At 71.6% G+C, this 24267-nt stretch carries 24 protein-coding genes and 1 pseudogene (1 of these 25 cut by a window edge); 11 read left to right on the top strand and 14 right to left on the bottom strand.

Features of this window, described 5'->3' with window-relative positions; all coding sequences use genetic code 11:
• The 5 genes from CVO96_RS06035 to CVO96_RS06015 form a co-directional block, all read right to left on the bottom strand.
• On the bottom strand, positions 1 to 153 hold the start of the coding sequence (locus CVO96_RS06035) for an ABC transporter ATP-binding protein (RefSeq protein ID WP_103311434.1). Its footprint begins 870 nt before the window's first position; only the first 153 of its 1023 coding nucleotides appear in the window; the start codon lies at positions 151 to 153; the stop codon falls past the left edge of the window.
• Positions 154 to 232: 79 nt separating this feature from the next.
• A complete protein-coding gene (locus tag CVO96_RS06030; RefSeq protein ID WP_103313324.1) occupies positions 233 to 1321 on the bottom strand; it encodes an ABC transporter permease in 1089 nt (362 codons plus the stop codon).
• 187 nt (positions 1322 to 1508) lie between these two features.
• Entirely contained in the window at positions 1509 to 2411 is a 903-nt protein-coding gene (locus CVO96_RS06025) for a glycine betaine ABC transporter substrate-binding protein (protein WP_103311432.1), read from the bottom strand.
• Between the two features lie 512 nt (positions 2412 to 2923).
• Positions 2924 to 3289, bottom strand: coding sequence for an HU family DNA-binding protein (locus CVO96_RS06020; RefSeq protein ID WP_103311430.1), 366 nt, complete (start codon positions 3287 to 3289; stop codon positions 2924 to 2926).
• A 205-nt stretch (positions 3290 to 3494) separates the two neighbouring features.
• Positions 3495 to 4265 carry a HesA/MoeB/ThiF family protein gene (locus tag CVO96_RS06015; RefSeq protein ID WP_103311428.1) on the bottom strand — a complete coding sequence of 257 codons (771 nt, stop codon included), beginning with the start codon at positions 4263 to 4265 and terminating at the stop codon, positions 3495 to 3497.
• Positions 4266 to 4410: 145 nt separating this feature from the next.
• Between CVO96_RS06015 and CVO96_RS06010 the strand changes: the two are divergent.
• The 6 genes and pseudogenes from CVO96_RS06010 to CVO96_RS05985 form a co-directional block, all read left to right on the top strand.
• Positions 4411 to 4962 (top strand): annotated as a pseudogene (locus CVO96_RS06010) (glycerol-3-phosphate acyltransferase); the annotation flags it as partial.
• Between the two features lie 221 nt (positions 4963 to 5183).
• A complete protein-coding gene (locus CVO96_RS21030; protein ID WP_103311424.1) occupies positions 5184 to 7280 on the top strand; it encodes a hypothetical protein in 2097 nt (698 codons plus the stop codon).
• Positions 7281 to 7398: 118 nt separating this feature from the next.
• Complete coding sequence (locus CVO96_RS06000) at positions 7399 to 8004, top strand: UbiX family flavin prenyltransferase (protein WP_103311423.1); 606 nt, start codon at positions 7399 to 7401, stop codon at positions 8002 to 8004.
• Complete coding sequence (gene ispD, locus CVO96_RS05995; RefSeq protein ID WP_103311420.1) at positions 8001 to 8705, top strand: 2-C-methyl-D-erythritol 4-phosphate cytidylyltransferase; 705 nt, start codon at positions 8001 to 8003, stop codon at positions 8703 to 8705. Before CVO96_RS06000 ends, ispD begins: the two co-directional genes overlap by 4 nt.
• Positions 8698 to 9597 carry a 4-(cytidine 5'-diphospho)-2-C-methyl-D-erythritol kinase gene (locus CVO96_RS05990; RefSeq protein ID WP_103313323.1) on the top strand — a complete coding sequence of 300 codons (900 nt, stop codon included), beginning with the start codon at positions 8698 to 8700 and terminating at the stop codon, positions 9595 to 9597. The genes ispD and CVO96_RS05990 overlap by 8 nt, the downstream gene beginning before the upstream one ends.
• Before the next feature lie 67 nt (positions 9598 to 9664).
• Positions 9665 to 10021, top strand: coding sequence for an ArsC/Spx/MgsR family protein (locus CVO96_RS05985; RefSeq protein WP_207795279.1), 357 nt, complete (start codon positions 9665 to 9667; stop codon positions 10019 to 10021).
• Positions 10022 to 10045: 24 nt separating this feature from the next.
• On the opposite strand, the gene CVO96_RS21025 is transcribed toward CVO96_RS05985, so the two are convergent.
• Genes CVO96_RS21025 through CVO96_RS05970 form a run of 3 tightly spaced genes read right to left on the bottom strand, consistent with a single transcriptional unit; the run spans position 10046 to position 12974 of the window.
• A complete protein-coding gene (locus tag CVO96_RS21025) occupies positions 10046 to 11011 on the bottom strand; it encodes an alpha/beta hydrolase family protein (protein WP_165795218.1) in 966 nt (321 codons plus the stop codon).
• 35 nt (positions 11012 to 11046) lie between these two features.
• The gene (locus tag CVO96_RS05975; protein WP_243398181.1) at positions 11047 to 12168 is read right to left on the bottom strand and encodes an acyltransferase; all 1122 of its coding nucleotides are present in this window, start codon (positions 12166 to 12168) and stop codon (positions 11047 to 11049) included.
• Between the two features lie 59 nt (positions 12169 to 12227).
• On the bottom strand, positions 12228 to 12974 hold the full coding sequence (locus tag CVO96_RS05970; protein WP_103311415.1) for an SDR family oxidoreductase: 747 nt from the start codon (positions 12972 to 12974) through the stop codon (positions 12228 to 12230).
• 100 nt (positions 12975 to 13074) lie between these two features.
• Here CVO96_RS05970 and CVO96_RS05965 point away from each other — a divergent pair, with 100 nt between their 5' ends.
• The 3 genes from CVO96_RS05965 to CVO96_RS05955 are packed head-to-tail and all read left to right on the top strand — an operon-like array spanning position 13075 to position 14439.
• Entirely contained in the window at positions 13075 to 13518 is a 444-nt protein-coding gene (locus tag CVO96_RS05965; RefSeq protein ID WP_103311412.1) for a helix-turn-helix transcriptional regulator, read from the top strand.
• Positions 13519 to 13525: 7 nt separating this feature from the next.
• Positions 13526 to 13936 carry a VOC family protein gene (locus CVO96_RS05960; RefSeq protein WP_103311410.1) on the top strand — a complete coding sequence of 137 codons (411 nt, stop codon included), beginning with the start codon at positions 13526 to 13528 and terminating at the stop codon, positions 13934 to 13936.
• A 53-nt stretch (positions 13937 to 13989) separates the two neighbouring features.
• Positions 13990 to 14439, top strand: a complete 450-nt coding sequence (locus tag CVO96_RS05955) for an iron chaperone (RefSeq protein ID WP_103311408.1) — start codon at positions 13990 to 13992, stop codon at positions 14437 to 14439.
• Between the two features lie 502 nt (positions 14440 to 14941).
• Here CVO96_RS05955 and CVO96_RS05950 read toward each other — a convergent pair.
• Together CVO96_RS05950 and CVO96_RS05945 are read right to left on the bottom strand one after the other, a co-directional pair.
• Positions 14942 to 16975, bottom strand: a complete 2034-nt coding sequence (locus tag CVO96_RS05950; RefSeq protein ID WP_103311406.1) for a molybdopterin oxidoreductase family protein — start codon at positions 16973 to 16975, stop codon at positions 14942 to 14944.
• A 44-nt stretch (positions 16976 to 17019) separates the two neighbouring features.
• On the bottom strand, positions 17020 to 17664 hold the full coding sequence (locus CVO96_RS05945; RefSeq protein WP_103311404.1) for a hypothetical protein: 645 nt from the start codon (positions 17662 to 17664) through the stop codon (positions 17020 to 17022).
• 161 nt (positions 17665 to 17825) lie between these two features.
• Between CVO96_RS05945 and CVO96_RS05940 the strand changes: the two genes are divergently transcribed.
• On the top strand, positions 17826 to 19007 hold the full coding sequence (locus tag CVO96_RS05940; protein WP_165795217.1) for a macrolide family glycosyltransferase: 1182 nt from the start codon (positions 17826 to 17828) through the stop codon (positions 19005 to 19007).
• An 80-nt stretch (positions 19008 to 19087) separates the two neighbouring features.
• On the opposite strand, the gene CVO96_RS05935 is transcribed toward CVO96_RS05940, so the two are convergent.
• Entirely contained in the window at positions 19088 to 19480 is a 393-nt protein-coding gene (locus CVO96_RS05935; protein ID WP_103311400.1) for a cytidine deaminase family protein, read from the bottom strand.
• A gap of 411 nt (positions 19481 to 19891) precedes the next feature.
• On the opposite strand from CVO96_RS05935, the gene CVO96_RS05930 reads away from it, so the two are divergent.
• Entirely contained in the window at positions 19892 to 21628 is a 1737-nt protein-coding gene (locus tag CVO96_RS05930) for an ABC transporter ATP-binding protein (protein ID WP_165795216.1), read from the top strand.
• Between the two features lie 6 nt (positions 21629 to 21634).
• Here CVO96_RS05930 and CVO96_RS05925 read toward each other — a convergent pair whose 3' ends face one another.
• The 3 genes from CVO96_RS05925 to CVO96_RS05915 form a co-directional block, all read right to left on the bottom strand.
• Positions 21635 to 22900 (bottom strand): glycosyltransferase, encoded by a 1266-nt coding sequence (locus CVO96_RS05925; RefSeq protein ID WP_103311396.1) that lies wholly within the window; start codon positions 22898 to 22900, stop codon positions 21635 to 21637.
• A 52-nt stretch (positions 22901 to 22952) separates the two neighbouring features.
• Positions 22953 to 23570: a TetR/AcrR family transcriptional regulator gene (locus CVO96_RS05920; RefSeq protein ID WP_103311394.1), complete on the bottom strand. Its 618-nt coding sequence runs from the start codon at positions 23568 to 23570 to the stop codon at positions 22953 to 22955.
• A gap of 101 nt (positions 23571 to 23671) precedes the next feature.
• Positions 23672 to 24214: a dihydrofolate reductase family protein gene (locus CVO96_RS05915; RefSeq protein WP_103311392.1), complete on the bottom strand. Its 543-nt coding sequence runs from the start codon at positions 24212 to 24214 to the stop codon at positions 23672 to 23674.
• Between the last annotated feature and the right edge of the window lie 53 nt (positions 24215 to 24267).

Below are 24267 nucleotides of genomic sequence, written 5' to 3'. Positions count from 1 at the left end.
GGTCAGGCGGTTGATCATCCGCAGGGTGGTCGTCTTGCCGCAGCCCGACGGCCCCAGCAGCGCGGTGAGCTGTCCCTCGGGGAAGGTCAGGCTGAGGGTGTGGACGGCGTAGCTGTCGGCGTACCGTTTTTCGAGTTCCTGCAGTTCGATCATGGGCGGCGCTCCAGGGGGTGGGCCGGGGGACGAGGTGGAGGTGGGAGCGGGGAGGCTCTCGTCCGGCGACGCCGTGGGGTCACGACACCCTCCCCAGCCGCCGGCCCAGCAGCAGTTCCAGGCCGCGCAGCGCCGCGTCGACCAGCAGGGCCAGCGCGGCGGCCGGCACGGCGCCCAGCAGGATCAGGTCGGCGGCGGCGCTCTGCAGGCCCTTGAAGATGTAGGTGCCCAGCCCCCCCGCCCCGATCAGGGCGGCCACGGCGGCCACACCCACCAGCAGCACGGCCGCCTGCCGGATGCCGGCCAGCCAGACCGGCAGCGCCAGCGGAAGCTGCACCCGCCAGAAGCGCTGGGAGGCGGTCATGCCCATGCCGCGCGCCGCATCCACCGCGCCGGCCGGCACGCCCCGCAGCGCCACGATGCCGTTGCGAACCACGGGCAGCAGCGCGTACAGGGTCATGGCGCTGAGGGCCGGCGCGATCCCGATGCCGCTGATCCCCAGTTGCCGCAGCGCCGGCAGGGCGGTGGCCAGGGCCGAGAGCGGCGCGATCAGCAGGCCGAGCAGCGCCAGACTGGGAATGGTCTGAACCCCGTTGGCCAGCCCCAGCACGGTGAGCGCCACGCGCTCGCGGCCCGAGGCCCAGACCGCCAGCGGCACCCCGATCAACGTGGCCAGCCCCAGGGCGCTGCCCACCAGCCGCAGGTGCTGGCCCAGTTCCTGCACCCAGCGCCCGCCCTCGTTGCGGCCCTCGACCAGCACGGACCAGGCCGACAGGTGCCCGCTCAGCAGCAGCGCCGCCGCGCCGGGCAGCCAGATCCAGGCCAGAGTCCGGGTCAGCGGCCCGCCAGCCGCCTGACGCGCGCCGAACACCGCGCCCCCGGCCCCCAGCAGGTACAGCCACAGCCCGCCGGCCGCGCTCGCCCGCGCGAAGGGCGCCTGCTCGACCAGGGCCGCCTGCGTGCGCTCGCCCAGCAGCCATAGCCCCAGCAGCAGAGCGGCGCACGCCGGCAGCCACACCCAGTCTCGCCGCAGCCGGGCACTCAGGGCCGGCGCTACGGCCAGCAGCAGGGCCAGGGCGATCCAGGGAGCGGGCAGCCGCAGGAAGTCGCCGGGCGCCAGACGGTTGGGGCGCAGCAGCACCCAGGGCAGCAGCGCGCCCGTCAGCATGGGCAGCGCCGAGAGCCACAGCACCGCCTGGACGTCGCCCCGCGCAGCGGCGCCGCTGCCCGCCCGGCCCCCCGAAAGGGGAGGGGCGGCAGCCAGACCGGCCCCCGCCCCCCGTGATCCCGGCTCCCGCACGCTCAGTCCTTGTCCCAGAGGGGAAAGGTGGCCGGAGCGCAGGTGGCCGGGAGGTTCACTTGATCAGGCCCTTGGACTTCAGGTAGGTGCTGGCCACGTCCTGGGCCGTGCGGCCCTCCAGCGCCACCTGGGCATTCAGGCCCTGCATGACCGTGGCGCTCAGGCCCGCGAAGGTCTTGTTCAGCAGTGCCGTGATCTGCGGGTTGGCCTTCAGGGTCTCGGTGCGGATGATCGGCGCGGGCTGGTACACCGCCTGGGCGCCCTTGGGATCTTTCAGCGCGACCAGCTTCAGCGCGCTCAGGGTGCCGTCGGTGCCGTAGGCCATCGCCGCGTTCACGCCGTTGGTGCCGCTGGCGGCGGCCTGCTGGGTCTGCGGCGGCGTCGCCCCGGCCAGCGAGAGCTTCTGCTCGGCCGAGAGCTTGAAGCCGTAGGCGGCCTCGAAGGCCGGCATGGTGTCGGGCCGGTTGAAGAACTCCGGGCTGCCGGCGATCTTGAACTTGCCGCCGCCCTTGAGGTACTTCGCCAGATCCGCCACGGTGCTCAGCTTGGCGCTCGTGGCCAGCGCCTGCGGCACGGCGATCACCCAGGTGTTGTTGACGTTGGCGGGCCTCAGCCACGTGATGCCGTTCTTGGCGTCCAGCTGCCGCGCCAGGCCGTAGATGGTGCCGGGGTTGCCGGCCTGCTTGGGGCCGATCTTGGCCTGGGGAAACAGGTAGACCGCGTTGCCGGTGTACTCGGGATACACGTCGATCTCGCCGGCCAGGATGGCCTTGCGGTTCACGCCCGTGTCGCCCAGGTTGGTCTTGTCGGTGACCTCCAGGCCGGCGTTTTTCAGGGTCAGCAGGATCATCTGCCCCAGGATCTGGGCTTCCGGGTCGAGTTTGCTGCCCACCACGATCGGTTTGGCGGCGGCGCTGCTCACCAGGGCGGCCAGCGTCAGGCTCAGGATGGTCTTCATGCGGTTCACCGTACCCGCCCCCTCACGGAGTCCGGGTAGGGGGGATCACAAAATCTCTGGCGGGGGGCCCGATTTGTCTGCTGTCGCGCCGTTTCCACACCTGGCAGGGCCTCGCGTTTTCGCCCACCAGCACGGCAAACCTGGGAACCCCACCCGCGCCGCTTCCGAACCCCTGCGGGGCCGACCAGCCTGGAAGATAAAGACTCTGTAAACGCCCGGCCCGGGCCCGGATGGTGGCGGTACGCACCCGCCTCAAAGGCCGTGTCCTGCGCTGCATACGGAGCCGAGTTAAGTCCGGGGCAAGGGGCGGGCGGGGCGGGCCGATGGAAAGCGAGGCCGACCTTACCCACGGTACGAATCGGAGTCGTCGGAGGCCAGCCTTAGAGGCCCGTGGCCCTGGCTGTTCGGGAGAGGCGGTCTCGGAGGTCGCCGGCTGTCCCTGTCGTCCACAGGCAGACACAGACTGGCCGGGCCACCCCATCTGGGATGACCCGGCCAGGAAAACGGCTGGCTTAGAGCGTGCCTTTCAGGGTGCTGGCGACCTTGAAACGAACCTTCTTGCCGGCGGGAATGGTGATCTTCTGGCTGGTGCCCGGGCGGACGCCCGTGCGCGCGGCGGTCTGCGCCACGCTCAGGGTGCCCAGGCCGGGGAGGCCCACACTCTGGCCGCCCCGGAGCGCGCCCACGATCGCGTCGAGCATCGTCGCCACGGCGTCGCCGGCCTGTTTCTTGTTCAGGCTGGTCTTGTCCGCCACCATGTCGATGATCTGCGTCTTGGCGATCTTGCTGCTGCTGGCGGCGCCCTTCTTCGGGGCGGCCTTGGCGGCGGGCTTCTTCGCGGCGGGTTTACTGGCTGCGGGTTTACTGGCTTTGGCCATGTGTGAACCTCCAGGCATAGATTTGAGCTGAGGTGCGGCTCAATTGAACCTTAACACACAGTTCATTGCCGTCAAGCCCGTGGGCCTGCGCTGGGTCGGCATTGGCGGGTCAATTCTGCTGTTACCGTAAGGACAAAAACGCTGTCAAATCGGCGCGGCGCTGTCCTGCACGGCCAAAAAAATTATGTGTAAAATTAAGAAATCATTAAGGCACACTTGGTATCGGGGGACGCAATTGCAGCACCCGAACCCGGCCCGACAGCGCGTCCAGCGTCCACAGTCGCCCCCGCAGCGCGTCGCCCAGGCCGCCCAGCACCTTGAGCGCCTCGAGGGCCATCATGCCGCCGACGATGTTCGGTAGCGGCCCCAGGACGCCCGCCTCGGCGCAGGATTCGGCGTCTGCCGGTTCCGGGAACACGTCGCGCAGCCCCAGCTGAGGCCCGAACACGCTGACCATGCCGCTCGTTCCGGCCGCCGCTCCCCAGATCCACTCCCGGCCCGCACGCGTGCAGGCGTCCGCGATGGCGTAGCGGGCCAGGAAATTGTCGGTGGCGTCAATCACCAGATCGGCCGCCCCGATGAGCCGCCCGGCGTTGCCAGCGTCCAGCGCCGGCGCCAGCTCCACCTGGACGTAGGGATTGATGGCCTGGGCCCGCGCGGCCGCGACCTGCGCCTTGCCGCGCCCCAGGTCGGGCGTGGCGAACAGCGTCTGGCGGTGCAGATTGCTCAGCTCGACCCGGTCTCCGTCGGCGATCGTCAGGCGGCCCACGCCCGCTCCGGCCAGCTGCGCGATCACCGGCCCGCCCAGGCCCCCGGCGCCCACCACCAGCACGGCGGCGCCCTTCAGACGTTCCTGCGCTCCGGCGTCCAGCCACTCGGGCACCAGCAGCGGGCGTGAGTAGCGGCGCAGTTCGCTTCTGGACAGCTCGGGCACAGGGGGCTGGGCAGAGGCCGGGTCGGCGGTGGCCGGGGTCATGGCGTCAGTGTAGGCGGGCCACGGCCGGGCGAAGGTGCCGGCGGGAGCCGCCGCAGCCAGGGGCCGGGCAACTGAGCGCCGGGCAACAGAGGCCGGGCACCAGGGGCCGGACAGGCGGCACAGGGCCCCGTAGAATGCAGCGCGTATGCTCGCCCCGCCCCTGTTCGTCGTTGCCATGTCTTATCTGCTGGGGTCACTGGTGGCCGGTGTGCTGTATTCCCGTGCGCGCGGCGAGGACATCCGCGGCCGCGACCTGCCGGGGGGCAGCGGCACCTACCGGCAGTACGGCCGCCGCGCCGCGCTGATGGTCACGGCGCTCGACATGCTGAAAGGCGCCCTTGCGGCGCTGCTGGCCCTGGCCCTGACGCCCGAGGCCACCTGGCTCGCCGTGCTGGGTGTGGTGCTGGGCCACTGCTACCCGGTCTTCTTCCGGTTCCGGGGCGGCGGCGGGATCGCGCCGCTGCTGGGTGCCCTGCTGGTGGCCGCGCCGCTGACCCTGCTGGGCACGCTGGGCACGGCCCTGCTGGTCATTCCGCTCTACCGCCGGTTCCTGCAGGCTCGCCTGAAGCTGAACGCGGTGCCGGTGGCGACCGTGGTCGCCCTGCCGCTGGGCCTGCTGCTCGCCGGCCGCTTCGGCGGTCTGGCCGACCTGCTGGTGGGGGGCGCGGTGATGGCCCTGCGCGCCGCCCACCTGCTGATCCGGCCCCCCGTGCGCGAGGCTCAGCCGTCCACTACTCAGCCGTCCACTACACAGTCTTCCACGACCCCGCCCGCCAGCCCGCAGCCGGAGCCGCGCCCCGACACGCGCGCCGCGAACCGACCATGACCGGCAGTGGGGGGCAGGGCAGTGCGGGACAGAGGTGGGGCAGCGTTCCGGGCCGCGCCGCGGCGCGACGCTGGCGGACGCTCTGGGCGCGGATGCTCCGGCGGGTGGGCCTCGGCCTGGGGCTGCTGGCGCTGGGCCTGTTCAGCGCGCAGGCCGCGCCGGTGCTGGAGGGCCGCGTCCTGCGCTACGAGGACGGCCCCCGCGTGGTCTGGCAGCGCACCTTCCCGGCCACCCTGGGCGACCTGAGCGGGCCGCTGGAGGTGCAGGGCGTGGTGTATCTGGGCGCCGGGCCGGTGGTCTACGCGCTGAACGCGGCGGGCGCGCTGCTGGGACGCGCCGACCTGCCGGGTCTGGTCACGTCGCTGGACGCCTCGGGCGGCGCGGTGCGCGCCACGGTGCAGGAGGGCGGGCTGAGCGGCCAGTACAGCCTGGAGACGGGCGGCGGCCTGAACGTCCGCGAGCGGGTGGTGCTGCCCCCGAACGTGCGGATCACCGGTTTCCTGGCCCGCGTGGCCGACGCCACCCCCAGGGCCGCGCTGGATCGGGCGGCGGCCGACGACCCGACCAATCCCTTCCTGGCGCTGCGGCGGGCCCAGGCCACCCGCGACCCCTACCTGACCCTGAGCGAGGTGCGGCGCGCCCTGAGCGGCAGCGTGCCCTTCCCGGCCTGGGTGCAGCTGGCCGCCCGGCTGGACGGCGCCGGCTTCCCGGCCGCCGCCGACGCCGCCCTGGGGCGTGCCCTCAAGGACGCGGCCAGTCGCGGCATCGACCCGGACATCGCCCTCAGCCGCTCGGCGCTCTTTGCCTACGGCAACCCCAGCGGCTACGTGGGCACCCTGCTGGAGCAGAACCGCCTGGCGCGCGCCGAGGCCTGGATGCGCTACCTGCGGGAGCTGCACCCGCGCTTCGAGGGTGGGCCGGCGCTCTACGAACGCTACGCCCGCATCCTGGACACCCAGGGCCGCAGCGGCGAGGCCGAGGAGTGGCGGCAGTTCACCCGCACGCTGCGGGCCGGCACGCTGTACAACCTGGGCCCCCAGGGCCTGCGCTCGGTGAGGGACGCCGCCCGGCTGGCCACCCTGAGCCTGGGCCTGAGCCTGGCCGCCGCCCTGCTGACCCTGCTGGCCCGCGCCTGGGGGCCGCAGGGGGCGCAGACGGCGGAACTGGGGGGCCGCTTCCTGTCGTGGCTGCGCCATCCGCTGTCGCGGGCCCGGCGCGCCGTGGTCGCCTACGCGTCGTGGAGCGAGCGGCTGCTGCTGACGCTGCTGGCCGCCGCCCTGATCCTGGCCGTGGGGGGCTGGCAGTGGGCCAACCTCGCCAGCGCGGCCCTGCGGTCGCCGGCCCTGAACCTGGGCACCTACGGCGGCTGGAGCGCGGCCAACCTGCCCGCGCTCAACCTGCGCCCCGGCCCCGACGCCGCGCTGCTGGGGGGGCTGGCCGCCCAGTTCGACGGCGAGGACGCCAGCGCCCGCGAACAGTACCTGCGCGCCCTGCCCGACGCCTGCGCCCAGAACAACCTGGGTGTGATCGCCCAGAACAGAGGGGATCAGGCCCAGGCCCGCGAGCGCTACCGTGCGGCGCTCGCCGCGCGCCCCGAACTGGCGGCCGCCGCCTTCAACCTGGGCCTGAACCCGTCCACGCCGGGCACGGCGTTCCAGCGCCTGTACCGGCCCGGTCAGCCCCGCCTCTGCCTGCCCGATGCCCGCAGCCTGACCCGCGCCGTCACGGGCGACCTGAGCGTGACCCTGGGCCAGTTCCTGCGCCAGCCCCAGGGCGCCCTGAGCCCCGGGCCGGGCCGCAGCGTCCGGCTGGGCCTGCTGCTGATCCTCACGACCCTGCTGGGAACGGTGCTGGCCTTCTCGCTGCTGCTGCCCCGTGCCCCGCTCACCCTGGCCCAGTCGCGTCCGCCGCTCTACCGGCTGCTGGGAGCGCTGCTGCCCGGCACCTCGCTGCTGGACAGCGCCTGGGGCGGCGTGCTGCTGCTGGCCTGGAGTGCAGCGCTGGCCGCCCTGGCCCCCCGCAGCGGCCTGATCGCCTTCCCGGATCTCGCCCCGCTGACCCAGGGGGGCGCCCAGGGGGCCCTGCTGGCCCTGCTGCTGGGCACCTACGCCCTGAACACGCTGGTCTTCGTGGCGGCCGAGCTGCGGCACAGCCGTCGGCTGCGGCGCGAGGCGGCGGCCGGAGCATGACGCCCCGGAACACGGGCCTTCAGAACCCTACTGAGAGCCTTCCGGAACCCGGGGACATCCGGCCCCCGCGCCCTGCTAGCCTGCGGGCATGGAGTCTGGTTCGCGGGGGTCGGCCCGAATGAAGCTGGTGGTCGGGGTCTCGGGCGGCAGCGGGATTCCCTACGCCCTGCGAACCCTGCAGGCGCTGCAGGCGGCCGGGGTCGAGACCCACCTGATCGTCTCCAGCGGCGCCAAGCGCGTGATCAGCGCCGAGGCGGCCGGCCCCACCCTGGCCGACCTGAACGCCCTGGCGACCCACCTGCACGACGACCGCGATCTGGCGGCGGGCGTGGCCAGTGGCTCGTTCCGCACCAGCGGCATGCTGGTGATCCCGTGCAGCGCCGGGACGCTGGCCAAGATCGCCCACGGCTTCGCCGATTCCCTGCTGTGCCGCGCGGCGCACGTGACCCTCAAGGAGCGCCGGCCGCTGGTGCTGGTCGTGCGCGAAGACCCCCTGCCCCGTCCAGCCCTGAGCAACATGCTCGCCGCCCACGACGCGGGCGCGACCGTCATGACCGCCAGTCCCGGCTTCTACCACGCCCCACGCAGCGTGGAGGAACTGCTGCACTTCGTGACCGCCCGCGTGCTCGACCAGTTCGGCCTGGATGTCCCCGGCTTCCGCCGCTGGGGCGAGCCGGAGCCGACGCCTGCCCAGCCCGAGTCCATCCAGCCAGAACCCGCATGAGCGGCGCCTGCCTGCTGGCCGGCACGGTCGCCGCCCTGATCCCCGCCGCCGGGGCGGGCACCCGCCTGGGCCACGGCCCCAAGGCGCTGTACACGCTGGCCGGGCGCACCCTGCTGGAGCGCAGCATCGGGGCCCTGCGCCCCCATGTCGACGAGGTCGTGGTGGCGCTGCCGGAGGGAAGGGGGGACGAGTTCCAGGCCGCCCCCGATCCGCAGGTGCGCTTCATCGCCGGGGGGGAGACCCGCCAGCTCAGCGTGCGCCGCCTGCTCCACGCCACCACCGCCGACTACGTGCTGATCCACGACGCCGCCCGGCCCTTCCTGGGGGCCCGGATCATCCACGACCTGCTGGAGGCCGTGGCCGAGACCGGCGCCGCCACCGTGGCCCGCCCGGTGGCCGACACCCTGGTTCGCGGAGGGGCGGCGGGCACGGGAAGCCTCTGGGGCGAACTGGTCGCGCGCGAGGGGCTGTGGGCGGTGCAGACACCGCAGGCCTTTCGCCGCGAGCTGCTGCTGGCCGCGCACGACCGGGCGCACGCCGAGGGGCACGCCGCCACCGACGACGCCGGCCTGATCGCCCGCAGCGGGGGACAGGTGCGCCTCGTGCGCGGCGACGCCCGCCTGTTCAAGATCACGACCCCGGACGACCTGCCCCTCGCGCAGGCCCTGGCGGCCGTGTGGGATGCTGAGCCCGATGCCTGACCGAACCGCGCCCGAGTCCCCTGCGCCTGAATCCGGTGTGTCCGCCTCCAGTGCGCCCGACGCTCCCGCGCCGTATTTCGCCCCTGCGAAGGTGAACCTGGGCCTCAGCGTCCGCAGCGCCCGCGCCGACGGCTACCACGAACTGCATAGCCTGATGGTGCCCCTGGCGCTGGGCGACGACCTGAGGATCGCCCCGGCCGAGACCCTGAGCCTGGAGGTGCGTGGCGCCGACCTGCCCAGCGACGAGCGCAATCTGGTGTACCGCGCGGCTCGCGCCTATCTGGACGCCGCGCAGCTCTCCCAGGGCGCCCGCATCACGCTGGAGAAGTCGCTGCCGGTCGCCTCGGGTCTGGGCGGCGGCAGTTCCGACGCCGCCACGACCCTGATGGCCCTGGCCCGCCTGTATCCGGCTCGCCTGGATCTGCACGCCCTGGCCCGGACACTGGGCGCCGACGTGCCCTTCTTCCTGCTCGGGCGCGCCGCCGTGGCGCAGGGCATCGGCGAGATCCTCACGCCGCTGCCGGTGCCGCGTACCCCGCTCGTGCTGGTCAACCCCGGCGTGGCCGTCAGTGCCCGCGACGCCTACCACTGGCTCGACACCGAGGAAGGCTTCACGCCCCCCCTGGACATCGACGCCATCCTGACCAGCCTGCAGGACGGCCGACCCGTGCCCTACCTGAACGCCCTGCAGAGCGGCGTGGCGGCCCGTCATCCGGCCATCGGCGAGGTGCTGCGGGCTCTGGCCGACGCCGGGCTGCGCGCGCCCCTGATGAGCGGTTCCGGCAGCACCTGTTTCGCCCTGGCGGCGACCGACTCCCAGGCCCACGCCGTGGCCCAGGCCCTCCAGGCCCAGCATCCGGCGTGGTGGGTGCGGGCGACCAGCACGCTGTAGACCTGGCACCCGCCGGGCACGGTCGCTGGTCAGCCTTCTCGTGGGTTGGGGTCGCTAGACTTCACCCATGAGCGACGTGCAGGTGCAGGTGTTCGGCACCAAGAAAAGTAAGGAAACCCGCGCGGCCGAGCGCTTTTTCAAGGAGCGCAAGGTCAAGATCCATTTGGTGGATCTGAACGAGCGGCCCATCGCCAAAGGCGAGCTGGCCCGCTTCGTGCAGAAGTTCGGCCTGAACGCCCTGCTGGATCTGGAGGGCAAGGCCTACGAACGCTCCAACCTCGCGTACCTGCGCACCACCGAGGAGGGCGTGATCGCCAGGGTCATCGAGACGCCCGAACTGCTGAGGCTCCCGCTGGTGCGCGGCGGCAAGGTGCTGACCGTGGGCGACGATCCGGCGGGCTGGAAGGCCATGCTGGAGGGCTGACCCGCTTCACCCCCCACCCTGTGCCTACTCCGTGGCGTCGGTGGGGGCAGGGGCCGGCGCGGCCGGATCAGGCACCGGCACCAGCGGCTTCGGCGCCCTGGCCTGGGCACTTTCCAGGCGGCCCAGGAAGGCCAGCATGGGCTCCAGCAGGGCGTCCCCGAAGTGCGAGCCGCCCAGGTGGGGCCCCTCCAGGCGCAGCAGCTGGCTCCCCTGGGCGCTGCTCTGCGCGAACAGGGCCTCGCCGTTGCGGGCGAACGAGACCACCGTGTCGCCGGCGCCGCCCGCGACGAGCAGGGGCAGGGCCGCCCAGGTGCCGCGGGCCCTCGTCCAGGGGTCGCGCTCCGGCGGCGGCGTCTCGCCCCGGGTCAGGCCATGGGCGGCGGCGATATCGGCCACGAAGGTGGGGTTCCCACGGCCGCTGCGCCAGACGTCCTGCAGGCTCACCTGGGCGTCCAGCAGGATGACGCCGGAGACCGGGTAGACGCCCAGCGAGGCCGTGAGCAGCGCGGGCAGGCCGCCCATGGAATAGCCGAAGTTGTAGGTGCGGCCGTTGAAAGGAAACGCGCGGGTGGCGCGCGAGTGCATGTCGCCCAGGTAGGTCAGGGCCTGCGGCGCGCCCCAGGTGGTCGGGCCGGCGTCGTTGCTGACCAGCACCGCGTAGCCGGCCGCCTGGAGCCGCCGGTAGATCGCCAGCAGGTGCGGCCGGCTCAGGCTCAGCTCGGCCGTCATGCCGCGCGAGTGCGAGACCACCACGAGCGGGCAGCCCGGCTCGCAGGCGGCGGGCGTGAACAGGAAGGCGTCGCCCAGCGGGTGCGCGAAGCGCAGCGGTTCGGGCTGGAGCACGGGCATGGGCACCTCGGCGGCACGGGCGGGGGCGACACGGGTCGGGGTGGTGCGGTCGGGGGCCGCGGGCGGCGTGGTCAGGGCCGACCGGGCGGCGGCAGTCATCAGGGCAGCGCCCAGCAGGAGGGGAAGAACCACGCGCTTCATCCCCAGAAGGGTAGCAAGGCCCATCTGCCTCAAATCTAACGGCCGAACAGCCAGCGCGAGACGGCCGTGCCCGCCAGGGCCCGCGCGACCAGCACCGGCACCCCCAGCGCGACCAGACCGTAGGCGGCCAGCGTGAGCGAGAAGAGCAGCGGGTGCGGCGGAAAGCCCCAGCGCTCCAGCAGGTACAGCAGCGCCGGGTGGAGCAGGTAGACCTGCAGGCTCAGGGTGCCCAGCACGGCCAGGGCGCGGCTCCACCAGGCCGGTGCCGGGGCCAGCTTGTAGGCCACCCCCAGGATCACGAGTGTGGCCGCCGCCGTATACGCCCAGTTGGCGGCGCTGAAGGCCAGCGTGCTCACCTGAGCGTCGTCCAGCACGGCCACCGCCAGCGGCAGGAACCACAGCAGCGCCCCTCCGGCCGCCGCCACGATCCAGAAGCGCCCGCGCGCCCACAGGGCCTCGAAAGCGCCCTCGTTCGCTCCGAAGTACATGCCCAGCGTCAGGGCGGGCAGATACCACACGGCCATGGTGGCGGGGAAGGCGAAGTTCAGGATGCCCACGCGGTTCAGGGCGTACACCGCGAGCTGCGCCGTGAAGGCGCCCAGCAGCACCGCCCAGAAGGGCCAGCGCCGGCGCCACAGCGGCAGCAGCAGCGGCAGCACCAGATAGAACTGCAGCACGACCAGCAGGAAATACAGGTGGAAGTAGCCCTTGCCATACTGCACCCAGGTCTGCCAGCGCGCCGGATCGGACAGCGCGGCGCCGCTCTCCTGCCCGGTGGCGACCCGGAACAGCACGTACAGCACGGTCCAGATCAGGTACGGCAGCAGCGCGGTGCGGGCGCGTGCCCGGTAGTAGGCCCCGGCGTCGAAGCGGCCCCCGTCCGGGCGGGGCCGCAGCGCCGAGCGCGTCAGCACCAGCGCGGTCATGAACACGAACGCCGGCACCACGAACAGCAGCGAGCGGTTGATGGTGATCAGCCCCAGCTCCAGATTCGAACCCTCCGGCGCGTAGCGGAGGCCCAGGCCGGCGAGGTGATGCGCCACCACCGCCAGGATCGCCAGCCCCCGGAACACGTCGATGGCGGCCACCCGAGCTGCTGGCATCGGCCGGGTCGCCGGGGCGGGCAGGACTTCAGGGGGCTGGGTACTCACGGTCATGACCGCGTCCACCGTAGGCGGAGCGGTTTCCGGGCTGGGCCGAAGGGACTCAAGACACGTTAACGTCCGCCGCTCACGTCCAGGGTCGTGCCGGTCACGTAGCTGGCCTCCTGGGAGAGCAGCCAGAGGACGGCGTGGGCGACCTCCTGCGGGGCGCCGCCCCGGCCCAGCGGTACGCCCCCCGAGAGCCGCGCCACCCGCCCCGGCTCGCCGCCCGAGGCGTGGATGTCCGTCTCGATCAGGCCGGGGCGCACGCCGCACACGCGGATGCCCTCGGCGGCGACCTCGCGCGCCAGACCGACGGTCAGGGTGTCCAGCGCCGCCTTCGAGGCCGCGTAGTCCACATATTCACCCGCCGAGCCCAGCACCGCCGCCCGCGACGACACGTTCACGATCACGCCGCCCACGCCGCCGAAGCGGGTGGACATGCGCCGCACCGCCGCGCCCGCGCACAGGAACGCCCCGACCACGTTGGTGTTCAGAATGCGCGCGAGGCGATCCGCGTCCAGCTCGTCCACGCGGGCCTGCCGCTCCAGGATGCCCGCGTTGTTCACCAGCCCGCGAACCGGGCCGAAGGCGGCGGTCACTTCGCCAAACAGCCGCTCCACGTCCTCCGGCACGCTCACGTCGGCCTGCACGGCGAGGGCGCGGCCCCCGGCCGCCTCGATCCGCCCCACCACCCCGGCCGCCGCCGCGCCGTCCTGGCGGTAGTTCACGCCCACCGCCCAGCCCCGCGCCGCCGCCAGGGTCGCCACCGCCGCGCCGATGCCCCGGCCCGCGCCGGTGATGAGGAGGGTGGGGGTCATGGATGCAGGGTAACGCGCCGGAGGGGCCCTGCGCGGCGCGGTGGTGAATCCTGAGCCAGCGGACTTGAGCGCAGCGGCGCTCCGTGGCACGATCAGGGAAATGACCGGCCGACCCGCCACAGCGCCGACCCTGCGCGACCTCGCGCGGCTGCGGCGGGTGCGCGACCGGATCGACCGGGAGTACGCGCGGCCACTGGACGTGGAGGCGCTGGCGGGGGGCGTCAACATGTCGGCCGGGCACCTCAGCCGCCAGTTCCGGCTGGCCTACGGGGAGTCGCCGTACAGCTACCTGATGACGCGCCGCATCGAGCGCGCGATGGCCCTGCTGCGGCGCGGCGACCTGAGCGTCACCGACGTCTGTTTCGAGGTCGGCTGCTCGTCGCTGGGCACCTTCAGCACCCGTTTCAGCGAGCTGGTCGGGATGTCGCCCAGCGCCTACCGGCTGCACGCGGCGGGCAGCGCCGGGATGCCTCCCTGTGTGGCGAAACAGGTCACGCGACCGGTCAGGAATCGAGAAGCGCCGGCCCCGGCCCGCGGCGAATAATGTCGCCATGGACATCAGCATTCACCAGACGTTCCTGCCGCACACCGACCCCGAAGCCTCCGTGGCCTTCTACCGCGACACCCTGGGGTTCACGGTGCAGAACGATGTTGGCTATAACGGGATGCACTGGATCACGGTCGGGCCCGAGGGCCAGGGCGGCCCGTCCATCGTGTTGTATCCACCCCAGGCCACGCCCGGCATGACCGACGACGAGCGCCGCACCGTGGCCGAGCTGATGGCCAAGGGCAGCTACGCCAGCATCATCCTCGCCACGGCGGATCTGGACGGCACCTTCGAGCGCCTCCAGGCCAGCCGCGCCGAGGTCGTGCAGGAGCCGACCGAGCAGCCCTACGGCGTGCGCGACTGCGCCTTCCGCGACCCGGCGGGCAACCTGATCCGCATTCAGGAAGTGCGCTGACAGGACGTGCGCTGAGCCGTCCGACCACCTCGTCCCCGACAGGAGGGAACGCCATGACGGAACAGACCATCAGCATGCGAACCGCGAAGGCTGGAACGAAGGGCTTCACCCCCGAGGAACGCGCCGCCATGAAGGAACGTGCGCAGGAGCTGAAGGCGGAAGCCGCCAGGGAGGACGGGGAGAGCGCCGTGCTGGCGAAGATCGCCGAGATGCCGGACGCAGACCGGGCCCTGGCCCGGCGGCTCCACGACCTGATGCGGGCCAACGCGCCCGCCCTGGCGCCGAAAACCTGGTACGGGATGCCCGCCTATACCAGGGGCGGCAAGGTCGTGTGTTTCTTCCAGAGTGCGGACAAATTCAAGGCTCGGTACGCGACCCTGGGCTTCAACGACGAGGCGCGCCTGGACGACGGCGAGCTGTGGCCGACCTCCTTCGCGCTGAAGGCGTGGACGGCTGACGTGGAGGCGAGGATTGTCGGGCTGGTAAAGAAGGCGGTGGGGTGAGGGGTTCCGCCAACTAAGCCGAGGCCCCATCTTGGGCTGATGGGGAGTTCAGGGTAAAAGAGGCGAGCTGATTGTCTTGCTTCAGAGAGTAATCGTATAATTCACTCAACCTAATGAGCCAATGTGCAAGCAGGCAAGAGGCACCTTCCTGCACTCGTGGCGATTGTGTGGAGGTGTCTCGCTGTACCTAACTACCAAAGGGATTTGATATTAGCTTGAGCGAGGCGAATCTCTTCTGGTGTTGCAGGATCGACGCATCGCTCAAGCGCTGAGAGCCCACCTATCAGGTCGCAACTCGGGGTATTACCTGCATGAGCTCGGTGCTTGAGTCCGCCCCGGTACTTGGCGTTTGGTGTCCTAAAAGCACGATCAGCTCGAACTTTTCTCCCTAGAAATTCGCCAGGGGTGATGACGACCAGGCACCACTCGTCCCGATGCCACACACAAACAAATTCGTGCATATGTAAAGCTTAGCGGATAGGTATTGCCGATTTAGGCGATTTCAGGTTTTTTCCACCCTCACCCTCGTGTTATGAAACGTACTCCCCCCACCTAAATCCGTCAGCGTCTGCGCGGTCAGAGTGTTGATGCTCTCACCGTCCGGGGCACTCAGGCCCCACCACGTCCCCTCGACGACCGCCACGCCGGGCTGCGCTTCGGTGGTCACGCGCACGCGGCGCCTGACTTGCCCGACCTCGCTCTGAAGCTGGGCATAGTCGCCGTCGCTCAGGCCGGAAGCGGCCGCGTCGGCCGGGTGGAGCATCACCTGCGGCTCCTGGCCTTCGGGCCGGGTCAGCACGTCCAGCATCCCGTAGGTGGAATTCAGGAAGTGGTGCGCGGGCGGCGTGACCAGCCGCAGCGGATACTCGGCGTTCAAGGCGGCCTGGGGCTCGCGGTACGCCGGGGCGGGGGAGAGCTGCACCTTGCCGCTGGGCGTCTCGGCCCCGTGCGCGTAGGGCAGGAAAGTCTCGGGGAGGTTCAGCCGCACGCTGCCCTCGGCCTTCAGCCGCTCCGGCGTGATGCCCGCCAGATGCGGGTGATCGGTGCCCAGCAGTTCGGCCAGCAGCTCGTCCACCGTCCAGTACACGCTGGGCTCGCTCACGCCCAGGCGGCGGGCGAGCTGCGCCATGACCCAGGAGTTCGGGCGGGTCTCGCCGGGGCCTTCTATGGCGGCCGGGTTGTAGCCCAGCCAGTGGTGCCCGTAGGAGGTGTACACGTCGGCGTGTTCGGCGAAGGTGGTGGCGGGCAGCACGTAGTCGGCCAGCCGGGCGGTCTCGGTCATGGCCTGTTCCAGCACGACCACCAGCAGGTCGTCCCGCCGCAGCCCAGCACGCACCCGTGAGGAATCCGGCGCGACCACCGCCGGGTTGCAGTTGTAGATGACCGTGGCCCCCACGCCCGCCGACGGGGCCAGCGCGTTCGCCAGCTCGTTCATGTTCACGTGCGGCGTCTCCGGGCGGATCAGGTGCGCCGCGCCCAGCCGCGTGCGGTTCAGCTTGAAGGCCCCGCTGGCGCTCAGGGCACAGCCGCCGCCGCGCACTCTCCAGTCGCCGGTCAGCGCGGGCAGCAGCGTCACCGCGCGCAGGGCCGTGCCGCCGTGCTCGTGGCGCGTCATCCCGTAGCCCACGCGGATGTACGTGGGCCGCGTGGTGCCGATCAGCCGGGCGAAGTCGCGCACCTCGTCGGCACTCAGGCCGGTCACCTCGGCGGCGCGTTCGGGCGTCCACTCCTGCGCCGCCCTCCGCAGTTCGTCGATCCCGGTCGTGGCCTCGGCGATATACGCCTCGTCCGTCCAGCCGTGCGCGAACAGTTCGTGCATGAGGCCCAGCACGAGCGCGGTATCGGTGCCGGGCCTCAGCTTCAGGTGCTGGTCGGCGAAGCGGCTGGTGCGGTTCTCATAGGGATCGACATGGACGATGCGCGCCCCGGCCTTGCGGGCGGCGGTCAGGTGCGGGGTCAGGTGCGAGTTGGTGCTCAGCGAATTGATGCCCCACAGCACGATCAGCCGCGCGTGGGCCACGTCCTCGGGCTCCACGGCGTAGCGCGTGCCGTAGCCCATCATCCACGCCTCGGTGCCCGCCGACGCGCAGATGGTCTCGTCCAGTTCCGGTGTGCCCAGCGCCCGGAACAGCGCGTGGGCGTGGTTGTTCTCCATCAGGCCCATGGTGCCGGCGTAGTGGTAACGCAGCACGGAGGCCGGGCCGCGCGTGTCCAGCAGCGTCCTCATCCGGGCCGCGATGTCGTCCAGCGCCTCGTCCCAGGTCACGCGCTCGAACACGGGCTCGGCGTCCGTTTTCGGGTTCACGCGGCGCATGGGGTAGAGCGGGCGCTCGGGGTGGTTCGCGCGCGAGGGATAGTGCACGGTCTTCACGCAGGCGAAGCCTTTGGTGTACGGGTGATTCGCGTCGCCCGTCAGTTTGGTCATGCGTTCCAGGCCGTCCTCGCCCCGGCCCACCGTCACCTTCAGGCGGCAGGCGTCGGGGCAGTCCAGCGGGCAGGTGAGCAGCACGTCGCGCGTGGTGGGAAGGGCGGTCATCCGGCCAGTCTACGCGCGGGGCTGCGGGGGCGGAGGGCTGGCCCTCACAGCGGGGTCAGGCTGAGCCCGAGCAGGTAGGCCTGGGCGCCACCCCGGCCGCTGTATGAGCGGCGGAGGGCTTCGAGGTCACGTTGCAGCGCCTTGGCGTCCGCGAAATCGAGCATCAGGCCCAGATCCCAGGCGGCGGGCAGCACGGCCGGCGCCCCGGCGTCCAGCAGGTCGAGATCCTCGCCGGGCGGGACGCCGGCCGAGACCTGCACCGAGGGGCCGCTGCGCGTGATCCGCAGGCCCCAGCGCTGCCCCCTTTCCAGCCCCAGGCGGGCCAGACTGCGAAAATAGAGGGGACGGAACAGGGCGTCTGCGCGTTCCAGGGCCAGCTCCAGGGTCTCAAAGTTCGTGGCGTCGAAGGGCAGGAACAGCCCCGCCGCCGGGGCCGTGTAGTGCTTGATGGCGCGGCCCGGGCGCGGGGTCACCCTGGAGACGTGCAGCAGCCCCAGCGCGTGCAGGCGCAGCGCCAGCGGGAACAGCCGCTTGACCGTCCAGCCCAGTTCGGCGCCCGCCTCGCTGATGGTCAGTTCGCGGCCCAGGAAGGGGCCGAGGGCCTTGAGCAGGGTGGGCCGGCTCAGTTCGCTCGCCACGTCCGGATCGGTGATCCAGATCCAGGCGCTGGTCTCGGATTGGCCGGTCATAGAGAGCAGCTTAGCCCTACGCTCGACTCTGCCTCCTAGGAACGGGGCTGGAGAACGGCACGAACGACAAGGAGAGGTGGTTCCACTTGGTCACGACGTCATCCCGCGCCAGCAGACCCGCCGCAGAGCCGCGTTCCCCGGGGGAGCGGCCGATCAGGGTGGTGTTCTTCAACGTGCCGGCGCACGGGCACATCAATCCCACGCTGCCGGTGGTGGCGGCCCTGGTCGAGCGGGGGGCGCAGGTGGAGTACCACGCCACGCCGCCCTTCCGCCCGGCCATCGAGGGGGCGGGGGCGCAGTTCACCGACCTCTCGCCGTGGCTGCCGGCAGACGCCTCGCCCCCCGATCCCAACCACATCCGGCTGGCCGACATGCTGCTGCGCGCCACCGAGACCATCCTGGAGGCGCTGCTGCCCCGGCTGCTCGCCGCGCCGCCCGACGTGATCGTGCACGATTCCCTGTGCCCCTGGGGGGCGGCCCTGGCCCGGCTGAGCGGGGTGAGGGCGGTGGGGTCGGTGACCACCTTCGTCCTGTCGGCCGGGCTGGTGCTGGGCACCCCGGCGCTGGCGGGCGAGGCGTGGCGCACGCTGGCGGGCAGCGGGCCGGCCCGGCGGGCCTTCCGTTCGGTGGCGGGCCGCCTGCGTCAGCGTTACGGCCTCCATATCCGCTCGCCCCTGCAGGTGCTGAGCGTGCACGCGCCGGTCAACGTGGTCTACACCTCCCGGACGCTGCAACCGGCCGGGCACCGCGTCCCGCCGACCTTCCACTTCGTGGGGCCGTCCCTGCCGCCCCAGCGCCCTGCCCGAGCGGCAAGCGCCGGGCCACCGCTGATCTACGTGTCGCTCGGTACGCTGCTCAACGCGGCGCCCGACTTCTACCGCGCCTGTGTCGGGGCCTTCCGTGACGAGCCGGTCGAGGTGATCATGTCGGTCGGTCAGACCGTCGATCCCTCGTCGCTGGGGCCGCTGCCAGGGCACATCTCGGTGCGTCCCAGCGTGCCGCAGCTGGAGGTGCTGAGCCGCGCCGGGGTCTTCGTGACCCACGGCGGCATGAACAGCGTCCACGAGGCGCTGGCCTACGGCGTGCCGATGCTGCTGGTGCCGCAGGGCTCAGACCAGCACCTCGTGGCGGCGCGTGTCCGTGACCGGGGGGCGGGGCGGGTGCTCCAGCGCCGGGCTGCTACTGCCGAGGACGTGCGCGCCCACGTCCGGGCCCTGTGGAGCGACCCGCGCTATGCGGCGGCCAGCGCCGCTGCCGGTCAGGAGGCCCTGCACCTGGGCGGCGCAGTGCGGGCCGCGGAGGTGATCCTGGCCCGGAGCCTGGGGGCCTTGGCCGCGCCGTGAGGGCCGGCGCCCGGGCAGGTCGGAACCTCGGGTGGATGGGGGAAGAGGAACCTGACCCCGGCGGGTTGGATGCTGCTCGCCTACCAGCCGCGGTGTTCCTGCCAGCGGAATGGCATCAGCTCTCCCAGCGTCCTGACCTCGGTGGGGGTCAGCATCACCCGGGTTCCCACATTGGCTGCATCGACCTGCAGGAGCAGCTCGCGGCAGCGGCCACACGGGGGAAAGATATGGCCGTCGTCCCACACAGCGACGATGGCGTCAATCTGCGTCTCGCGCGCTTCCAGCATGCGTGATACGGCGCTGTGCTCGGCGCAGAGGCCGATGCCGCAGGCCAGGTCTATGTTGACCCCCGTGTACACCTGCCCCCCAACGGTCTGGAGAGCCGCCGCGACGCTGGCGGCCTTCAGATCACCTCGAACGAACTGCCCCTGAACGGCCCGCGCCCGCGCGACCAGCCCTTCGAATACGTCCATGCGCCTCAATATGACCGACTACACAGTGAATCGTGCGGTTCCCACGGCGTTGGGGTGGCTTGAGACTTAGCCGTCACCCCGCCCCTAGGCCATCTCCACTACCGCCCACCTCCCGTCCAGGCCGTATCCTGACCTCCATCTGAGCCCCACCCCCAGCCCGCCCCTCGGAGGAACCACCATGAAAAGCCCCACTGCTGCCCGCCCCGCGACCCTGCCCCGTTCCCTGAGCGCTGGCCTGAACGGCTGAAGCCCAACCTTTTGAGGTCGGCCCTGTCCTGAACGCCTGCGGGCGCGGACGGACAACCGGGAATGGAGTGGCGGGATCGCGCGACCGATCTGCCTCCTCCGAAGAGTGCCGCGTGCCTGACTGGTGCGCCTGGCCGCTCTGACACACTCCCTGGAGCCCTTTTGTTGAGCCCCCGCTTCCGCCGGTTTCTCTCCTACTACCGTCCCTACACCCGGATCCTGACCACGGATCTGCTGTGTGCCGTGTTCGTGGCCGGCATCACCGTGCTGCTGCCGCTGCTGGCGGGCGACCTGACCCGGCAGGTGCTGAACGCCGGCGCCGAGGATGTCCGCCCCCGCCTGGCCTGGACAGGTGGCCTGATGGTCGGGCTGGTGGCGCTGTACGCCCTGTGCAACGCCTACGTGGATTTCCACGGCCACCTGATGGGCGCCCGCATGGAGGCCGACCTGCGCCGCGACCTGTTCGCGCACCTGCAACGCCTGAATTTCGGCTTCTACGACCGCCAGCGCACCGGTGCGCTGATGAGCCGCCTGACGAACGACCTGTTCGACGTCAGCGAGCTGTACCACCACGGCCCCGAAGACCTGACCATCGCGCTGGTGAAAGGCATCGGCGTGTTCGCCATTCTCTCGTCCATCGACCTACGGCTGACGCTGCTGGTGTTCGCGTTTCTGCCCATCATGGCGGCGTTCGCGCTGTATTCCAGCCGCCGCATGAACGCCGCCCTGAGCCTCAGCCGCGAGCGTGTGGGAAGCGTGAACACGCAGGTCGAGGACACCCTCTCGGGCATCCGGGTGGTGCAGTCGTTCACGGGCGAGGCGACCGAGCAGGCCCGCTTCGACCATGAGAACCGCCGCTTCGTCGAGAGCCGCCGGGCGGGCTACCGCAGCGAGGCGGTGTTCTCGCAGGGCATGACGGCCTTCACGCAGCTGATGTCGGTCGCCGTGATCGTGGGCGGCGGCCTCGCCATCGCCGGGAATTCGCTGCGCCCGGATGGGCTGGTGACCTTCCTGCTGTGCCTGGGCGTGCTGGTCGATCCGGTGAACCGCTTCGTGAACATCGCGCGGCTGTATGGCGAAGGGGCCACGGGGTTCGCCCGCTTTCTGGAGATCATGGAGGTGACGCCCGAGATCGCTGACGCGCCGGACGCGTTGGAGATCGGGCGTGCGCGCGGCGAGATCGAGTTCCGGGACGTGAGTTTCCGCTATGGCCCGGAGTCGGAGGCCGTGCTGGAGGGGCTGAACCTGCAGATCCGGCCCGGCGAGTTCGTGGCGCTCGTGGGGCCGTCCGGGGTGGGCAAGACGACCCTGTGCGCCCTGATCCCGCGCTTCTACGACGTGCAGGCCGGCGCGGTGATGCTCGACGGCCACGATGTCCGCACGCTCTCCCTGGCCTCGCTGCGCGCTCAGATCGGCATGGTGCAGCAGGAGGTCTACCTGTTCGCGGGCACGGTGGCCCAGAACATCGAGTACGGGCGGCCGGGGGCGAGCCGGGAGGAGGTGGTGGACGCCGCGAAGCGGGCCGGTGCCCACGACTTCATCTCTGCCCTGCCCCAGGGCTACGACACCGAGATCGGGCAGCGCGGCGTGCGGCTGTCGGGCGGGCAGCGCCAGCGCCTGAGCATCGCGCGGGTGTTCCTGAAAGACCCCCCGGTGCTGATCTTCGACGAGGCGACCTCGGCGCTGGACAACGAGAGCGAACGGGCGGTGCAGTCGGCGCTGGAGGGGTGGATCGGACAGCGCACGCTGCTGGTGATCGCCCACCGCCTCTCCACCGTGCGCCACGCCCAGCGGATTCTGGTGCTGACCGAGGCCGGCCTGAGCGAACAGGGCACGCACGAGGAGCTGATGGCCAGGGGCGGCGTGTACGCGCGGCTGCACGGGCTTCAGCTCAGTCTGTAGATCTACCTACGCCACCCCCAGGCGCGCCCCGTAGCCTTCGATCAGCTCGGCCGCACGTTCCAGGCCGCGTTCCTGCCGGATGGCCGCGCCCAGACGCTCGGCCCGCTCCTGCATGGCGGTGTCGCTGCTCATGGTGTCCAGCGCGCGGGCCAGTCCGTCCACGCTCAGGCTGCGGCGGGGCAGCGGCGCGGGGCCGACGCCCAGGGCCTGCACGCGCCCGCCCCAGTAGGGCTGGTCGCCGAAAAAGGGCACGACTAGGCTGGGCACGCCCGCGCGCAGGGCCGCCGCCGTGGTGCCTGCCCCGCCGTGGTGGACGGTGGCGGCCATCTGCGGCAGCAACCAGGTGTGCGGCGCGGGGCCGCTGAGGAACACGTTCTCGGGTAGTTCGCCGCGCGCCATGCCGCCCCAGCCGCTCAGCAGCACGGCCCGCTGCCCGCTGCGTTCCAGCGCCGCCAGCACCAGGTCGGCGGTGGCCTCCGGGTCGCGGCTGCCCATTGAGCCGAAGCCGATGTACACCGGGCGCGGGCCGGCGGCCAGGAAGGCGCTCAGGGCGGGCGGGGGCGTCCAGCCCGCTTCGGCGTCCAGAAACCAGGAGCCGGTCAGGTGGACATCCTGGGGCCAGTCGGCGGGGCGGGGCAGTACCGCCGGGCTGATGCCGTACAGGGTGGGCACGGCGTGCCGAACGCGCGGCCCGAAGAACGGCGCGGGCGGCAGCTTCAGCACCTCGCGGCGGCTGTCGGCGTCTCCGGCCCGCGCGCCCTGCCACATCATCTGGCGGATCAGGACGTAAGTCAGGCGGTTGAAGGTGCCGCCCAGACGCGGCGCGCCGGGCGGCAGCAGCGGCCCCGGAAACTCTCGGGTGGGGGTCAGCGGCACCACGTGAGCCTCGATTACCGGGATTTTCAGCGCCTCGGCCACGGTCTGGGCCAGATTCAGGCCGCCCAGCCCGGCCAGCAGCACGTCCATGCCCTGGCAGGCAGCAAAAGCGGTGCGCGCCCAGTCCGGCGCGACCTGACGGGCCAACGCGTTGGCGTGGCGCTGGATCTTCATGAAGTTGCCGGTCTCCAGCAGGGCGCGCATCTCGGGCGAGTCCATCACGCTGCGCGGATCGCCGGTGACGTGCCGCAATTCCAGGCGCGGCGTGCCGGGGTCGGGGTAGCCCTGCGGCACCACCAGCCGAATGTGGTGTCCGGCGCCGGCCAGGGCGCGGCCCAGTGCCAGGTAGGGCTGCACGTCGCCCTGCGAGCCCAGCGCGATCATGCCGATGTTCATGGTGTCCTCCGGGGGGATGGGGTCTGGGCTAGGAGGGTGCTCGTGCCTGCCGTCATGACTTACCTCCGGGACTCGGCAGCAGCCCATTCAACAGCAGGCCGGCCAGCTCGTCGGGCAACTCGTCCCAGGCGGCCTCCAGCGTCTCGTCGCCCAGGGCACGCTGCACCAGCAGGCCCAGCATCAGGCCGATGACGAGGCGGGAGCGCAGGGCCGCGCCGTCTCCGTCTGGCGAGGACAGTGGCCCGGTGCCGTCCATCATCGGCGTCAGCACCTGTGCCCGGAACTGTGCGGCCAGCTCGGGGTTCACCAGCGCCTCCGAGAGCACCACGCGCATCAGCTCCAGTTGCCTAGCCTGCATGGCCCGCAGCGGAAGCGCCAGCGCCGCGCTGATCTGTCCACGGGCGTTCAGTCCGGTCTGATCGGTGGGCTGGATGCCGGCTCTCACCTCGTCCGCCATCTGGGCGAACAGCCCCAGCAGCAGCGCCCCCTTGTTCTCGAAATGCAGGTAGATCGTGCCGTCGGCCACGCCCGCCGCCCGCGCCACGTCGCGGATGGTCGCGGCGTGAAAGCCCTTCTGGGCGAACACCGCCGACGCCGCCTTCAGGATGTGCGCCTGCTTGGTGGCCGCCACCTGTGCCCTGAGTCCCTGCGGTCTGGGTTCCTGAGTCATGCCAACCACCTTGAATGGTCATTCAGAATAATGAATGCTCATTCATAGTGGCGTTTCAGGGTCACGGGGTCAAGGGCACCCTACCGGGGGGTGTGACCGAATCAGCCGCCTGCTGCGGGCTCGTAGGTCAGGAGCACCACGCCCGCGCCGAGGTTTCTCGTCCCGGTGAGGCGCAGCGTCAGGCGGTCATCGTCCGAGAAGAAGCGCCGGCCCCGCCCCAGGACGAGCGGGTAGACCATCAGGCGAAGCTCGTCCACCAGGCCGTGGCGCAGGAGCGTCCGGGCCAGGGTGCCGCTGCCGTAGGTCAGGAGAGGCCCGCCCGCCTGCTGCTTCAGCGCCTGCACGGCGGCCATCACGTCCCCCTCCAGCGCGGTGGCGTTCCATTCCAGGGGAGTGGGTGTGCTCGTGGCGACGAATTTCGGCAGGCTGTTCATCCGGTCGGCGAAGTCGCTCGTCCCGGCCATGCCCGGCCAGTACCGGGCGAAGCCCTGGTAGGTCACGCGGCCCAGCAGCAGGGCGCTGCTCCCGAAGAGTTCCTCGGCTTTGAACTGGCCGATCTCGGGGCTCGGATAGCCCGGCGGCGGGGCGGGGTTCTCGAACACGCCGTCGAGGGTCAGGAACTCGGTCACGATCAGCCTCCGCATCTGGACTCCCTGTGCCGCTCATCGGCGGGTCTGGCTCGTCTGGAACGTCAGTC

The organism is Deinococcus koreensis (genome assembly GCF_002901445.1).
GTDB lineage: Bacteria > Deinococcota > Deinococci > Deinococcales > Deinococcaceae > Deinococcus > Deinococcus koreensis.
Note: the sequence above shows the minus strand (reverse complement) of the source record. Positions and strands in the feature narration are given on the sequence as shown.

What these genes read in the sequence shown, in the direction of transcription:
- CVO96_RS06015 (WP_103311428.1), bottom strand. Translation starts at nt 4,265, where the DNA reads ATGACCCCGGCCACCGCCGACCCGGCCTCTGCCCAGCCCCCTGTGCCC.
- CVO96_RS05950 (WP_103311406.1), bottom strand. Translation starts at nt 16,975, where the DNA reads ATGACCGCCCTTCCCACCACGCGCGACGTGCTGCTCACCTGCCCGCTG.
- ispD (WP_103311420.1), top strand. Translation starts at nt 8,001, where the DNA reads ATGAGCGGCGCCTGCCTGCTGGCCGGCACGGTCGCCGCCCTGATCCCC.
- CVO96_RS05915 (WP_103311392.1), bottom strand. Translation starts at nt 24,214, where the DNA reads ATGCGGAGGCTGATCGTGACCGAGTTCCTGACCCTCGACGGCGTGTTC.
- CVO96_RS05965 (WP_103311412.1), top strand. Translation starts at nt 13,075, where the DNA reads ATGACCGGCCGACCCGCCACAGCGCCGACCCTGCGCGACCTCGCGCGG.
- CVO96_RS05925 (WP_103311396.1), bottom strand. Translation starts at nt 22,900, where the DNA reads ATGAACATCGGCATGATCGCGCTGGGCTCGCAGGGCGACGTGCAGCCC.
- CVO96_RS05990 (WP_103313323.1), top strand. Translation starts at nt 8,698, where the DNA reads ATGCCTGACCGAACCGCGCCCGAGTCCCCTGCGCCTGAATCCGGTGTG.
- CVO96_RS05955 (WP_103311408.1), top strand. Translation starts at nt 13,990, where the DNA reads ATGACGGAACAGACCATCAGCATGCGAACCGCGAAGGCTGGAACGAAG.
- CVO96_RS05935 (WP_103311400.1), bottom strand. Translation starts at nt 19,480, where the DNA reads ATGGACGTATTCGAAGGGCTGGTCGCGCGGGCGCGGGCCGTTCAGGGG.
- CVO96_RS06000 (WP_103311423.1), top strand. Translation starts at nt 7,399, where the DNA reads ATGAAGCTGGTGGTCGGGGTCTCGGGCGGCAGCGGGATTCCCTACGCC.
- CVO96_RS05960 (WP_103311410.1), top strand. Translation starts at nt 13,526, where the DNA reads ATGGACATCAGCATTCACCAGACGTTCCTGCCGCACACCGACCCCGAA.
- CVO96_RS05945 (WP_103311404.1), bottom strand. Translation starts at nt 17,664, where the DNA reads ATGACCGGCCAATCCGAGACCAGCGCCTGGATCTGGATCACCGATCCG.
- CVO96_RS06030 (WP_103313324.1), bottom strand. Translation starts at nt 1,321, where the DNA reads ATGCTGACGGGCGCGCTGCTGCCCTGGGTGCTGCTGCGCCCCAACCGT.
- CVO96_RS21030 (WP_103311424.1), top strand. Translation starts at nt 5,184, where the DNA reads ATGCTCCGGCGGGTGGGCCTCGGCCTGGGGCTGCTGGCGCTGGGCCTG.
- CVO96_RS06020 (WP_103311430.1), bottom strand. Translation starts at nt 3,289, where the DNA reads ATGGCCAAAGCCAGTAAACCCGCAGCCAGTAAACCCGCCGCGAAGAAG.
- CVO96_RS05975 (WP_243398181.1), bottom strand. Translation starts at nt 12,168, where the DNA reads ATGACCGTGAGTACCCAGCCCCCTGAAGTCCTGCCCGCCCCGGCGACC.
- CVO96_RS05985 (WP_207795279.1), top strand. Translation starts at nt 9,665, where the DNA reads ATGAGCGACGTGCAGGTGCAGGTGTTCGGCACCAAGAAAAGTAAGGAA.
- CVO96_RS05920 (WP_103311394.1), bottom strand. Translation starts at nt 23,570, where the DNA reads ATGACTCAGGAACCCAGACCGCAGGGACTCAGGGCACAGGTGGCGGCC.
- CVO96_RS05970 (WP_103311415.1), bottom strand. Translation starts at nt 12,974, where the DNA reads ATGACCCCCACCCTCCTCATCACCGGCGCGGGCCGGGGCATCGGCGCG.
- CVO96_RS06025 (WP_103311432.1), bottom strand. Translation starts at nt 2,411, where the DNA reads ATGAAGACCATCCTGAGCCTGACGCTGGCCGCCCTGGTGAGCAGCGCC.
- CVO96_RS21025 (WP_165795218.1), bottom strand. Translation starts at nt 11,011, where the DNA reads ATGAAGCGCGTGGTTCTTCCCCTCCTGCTGGGCGCTGCCCTGATGACT.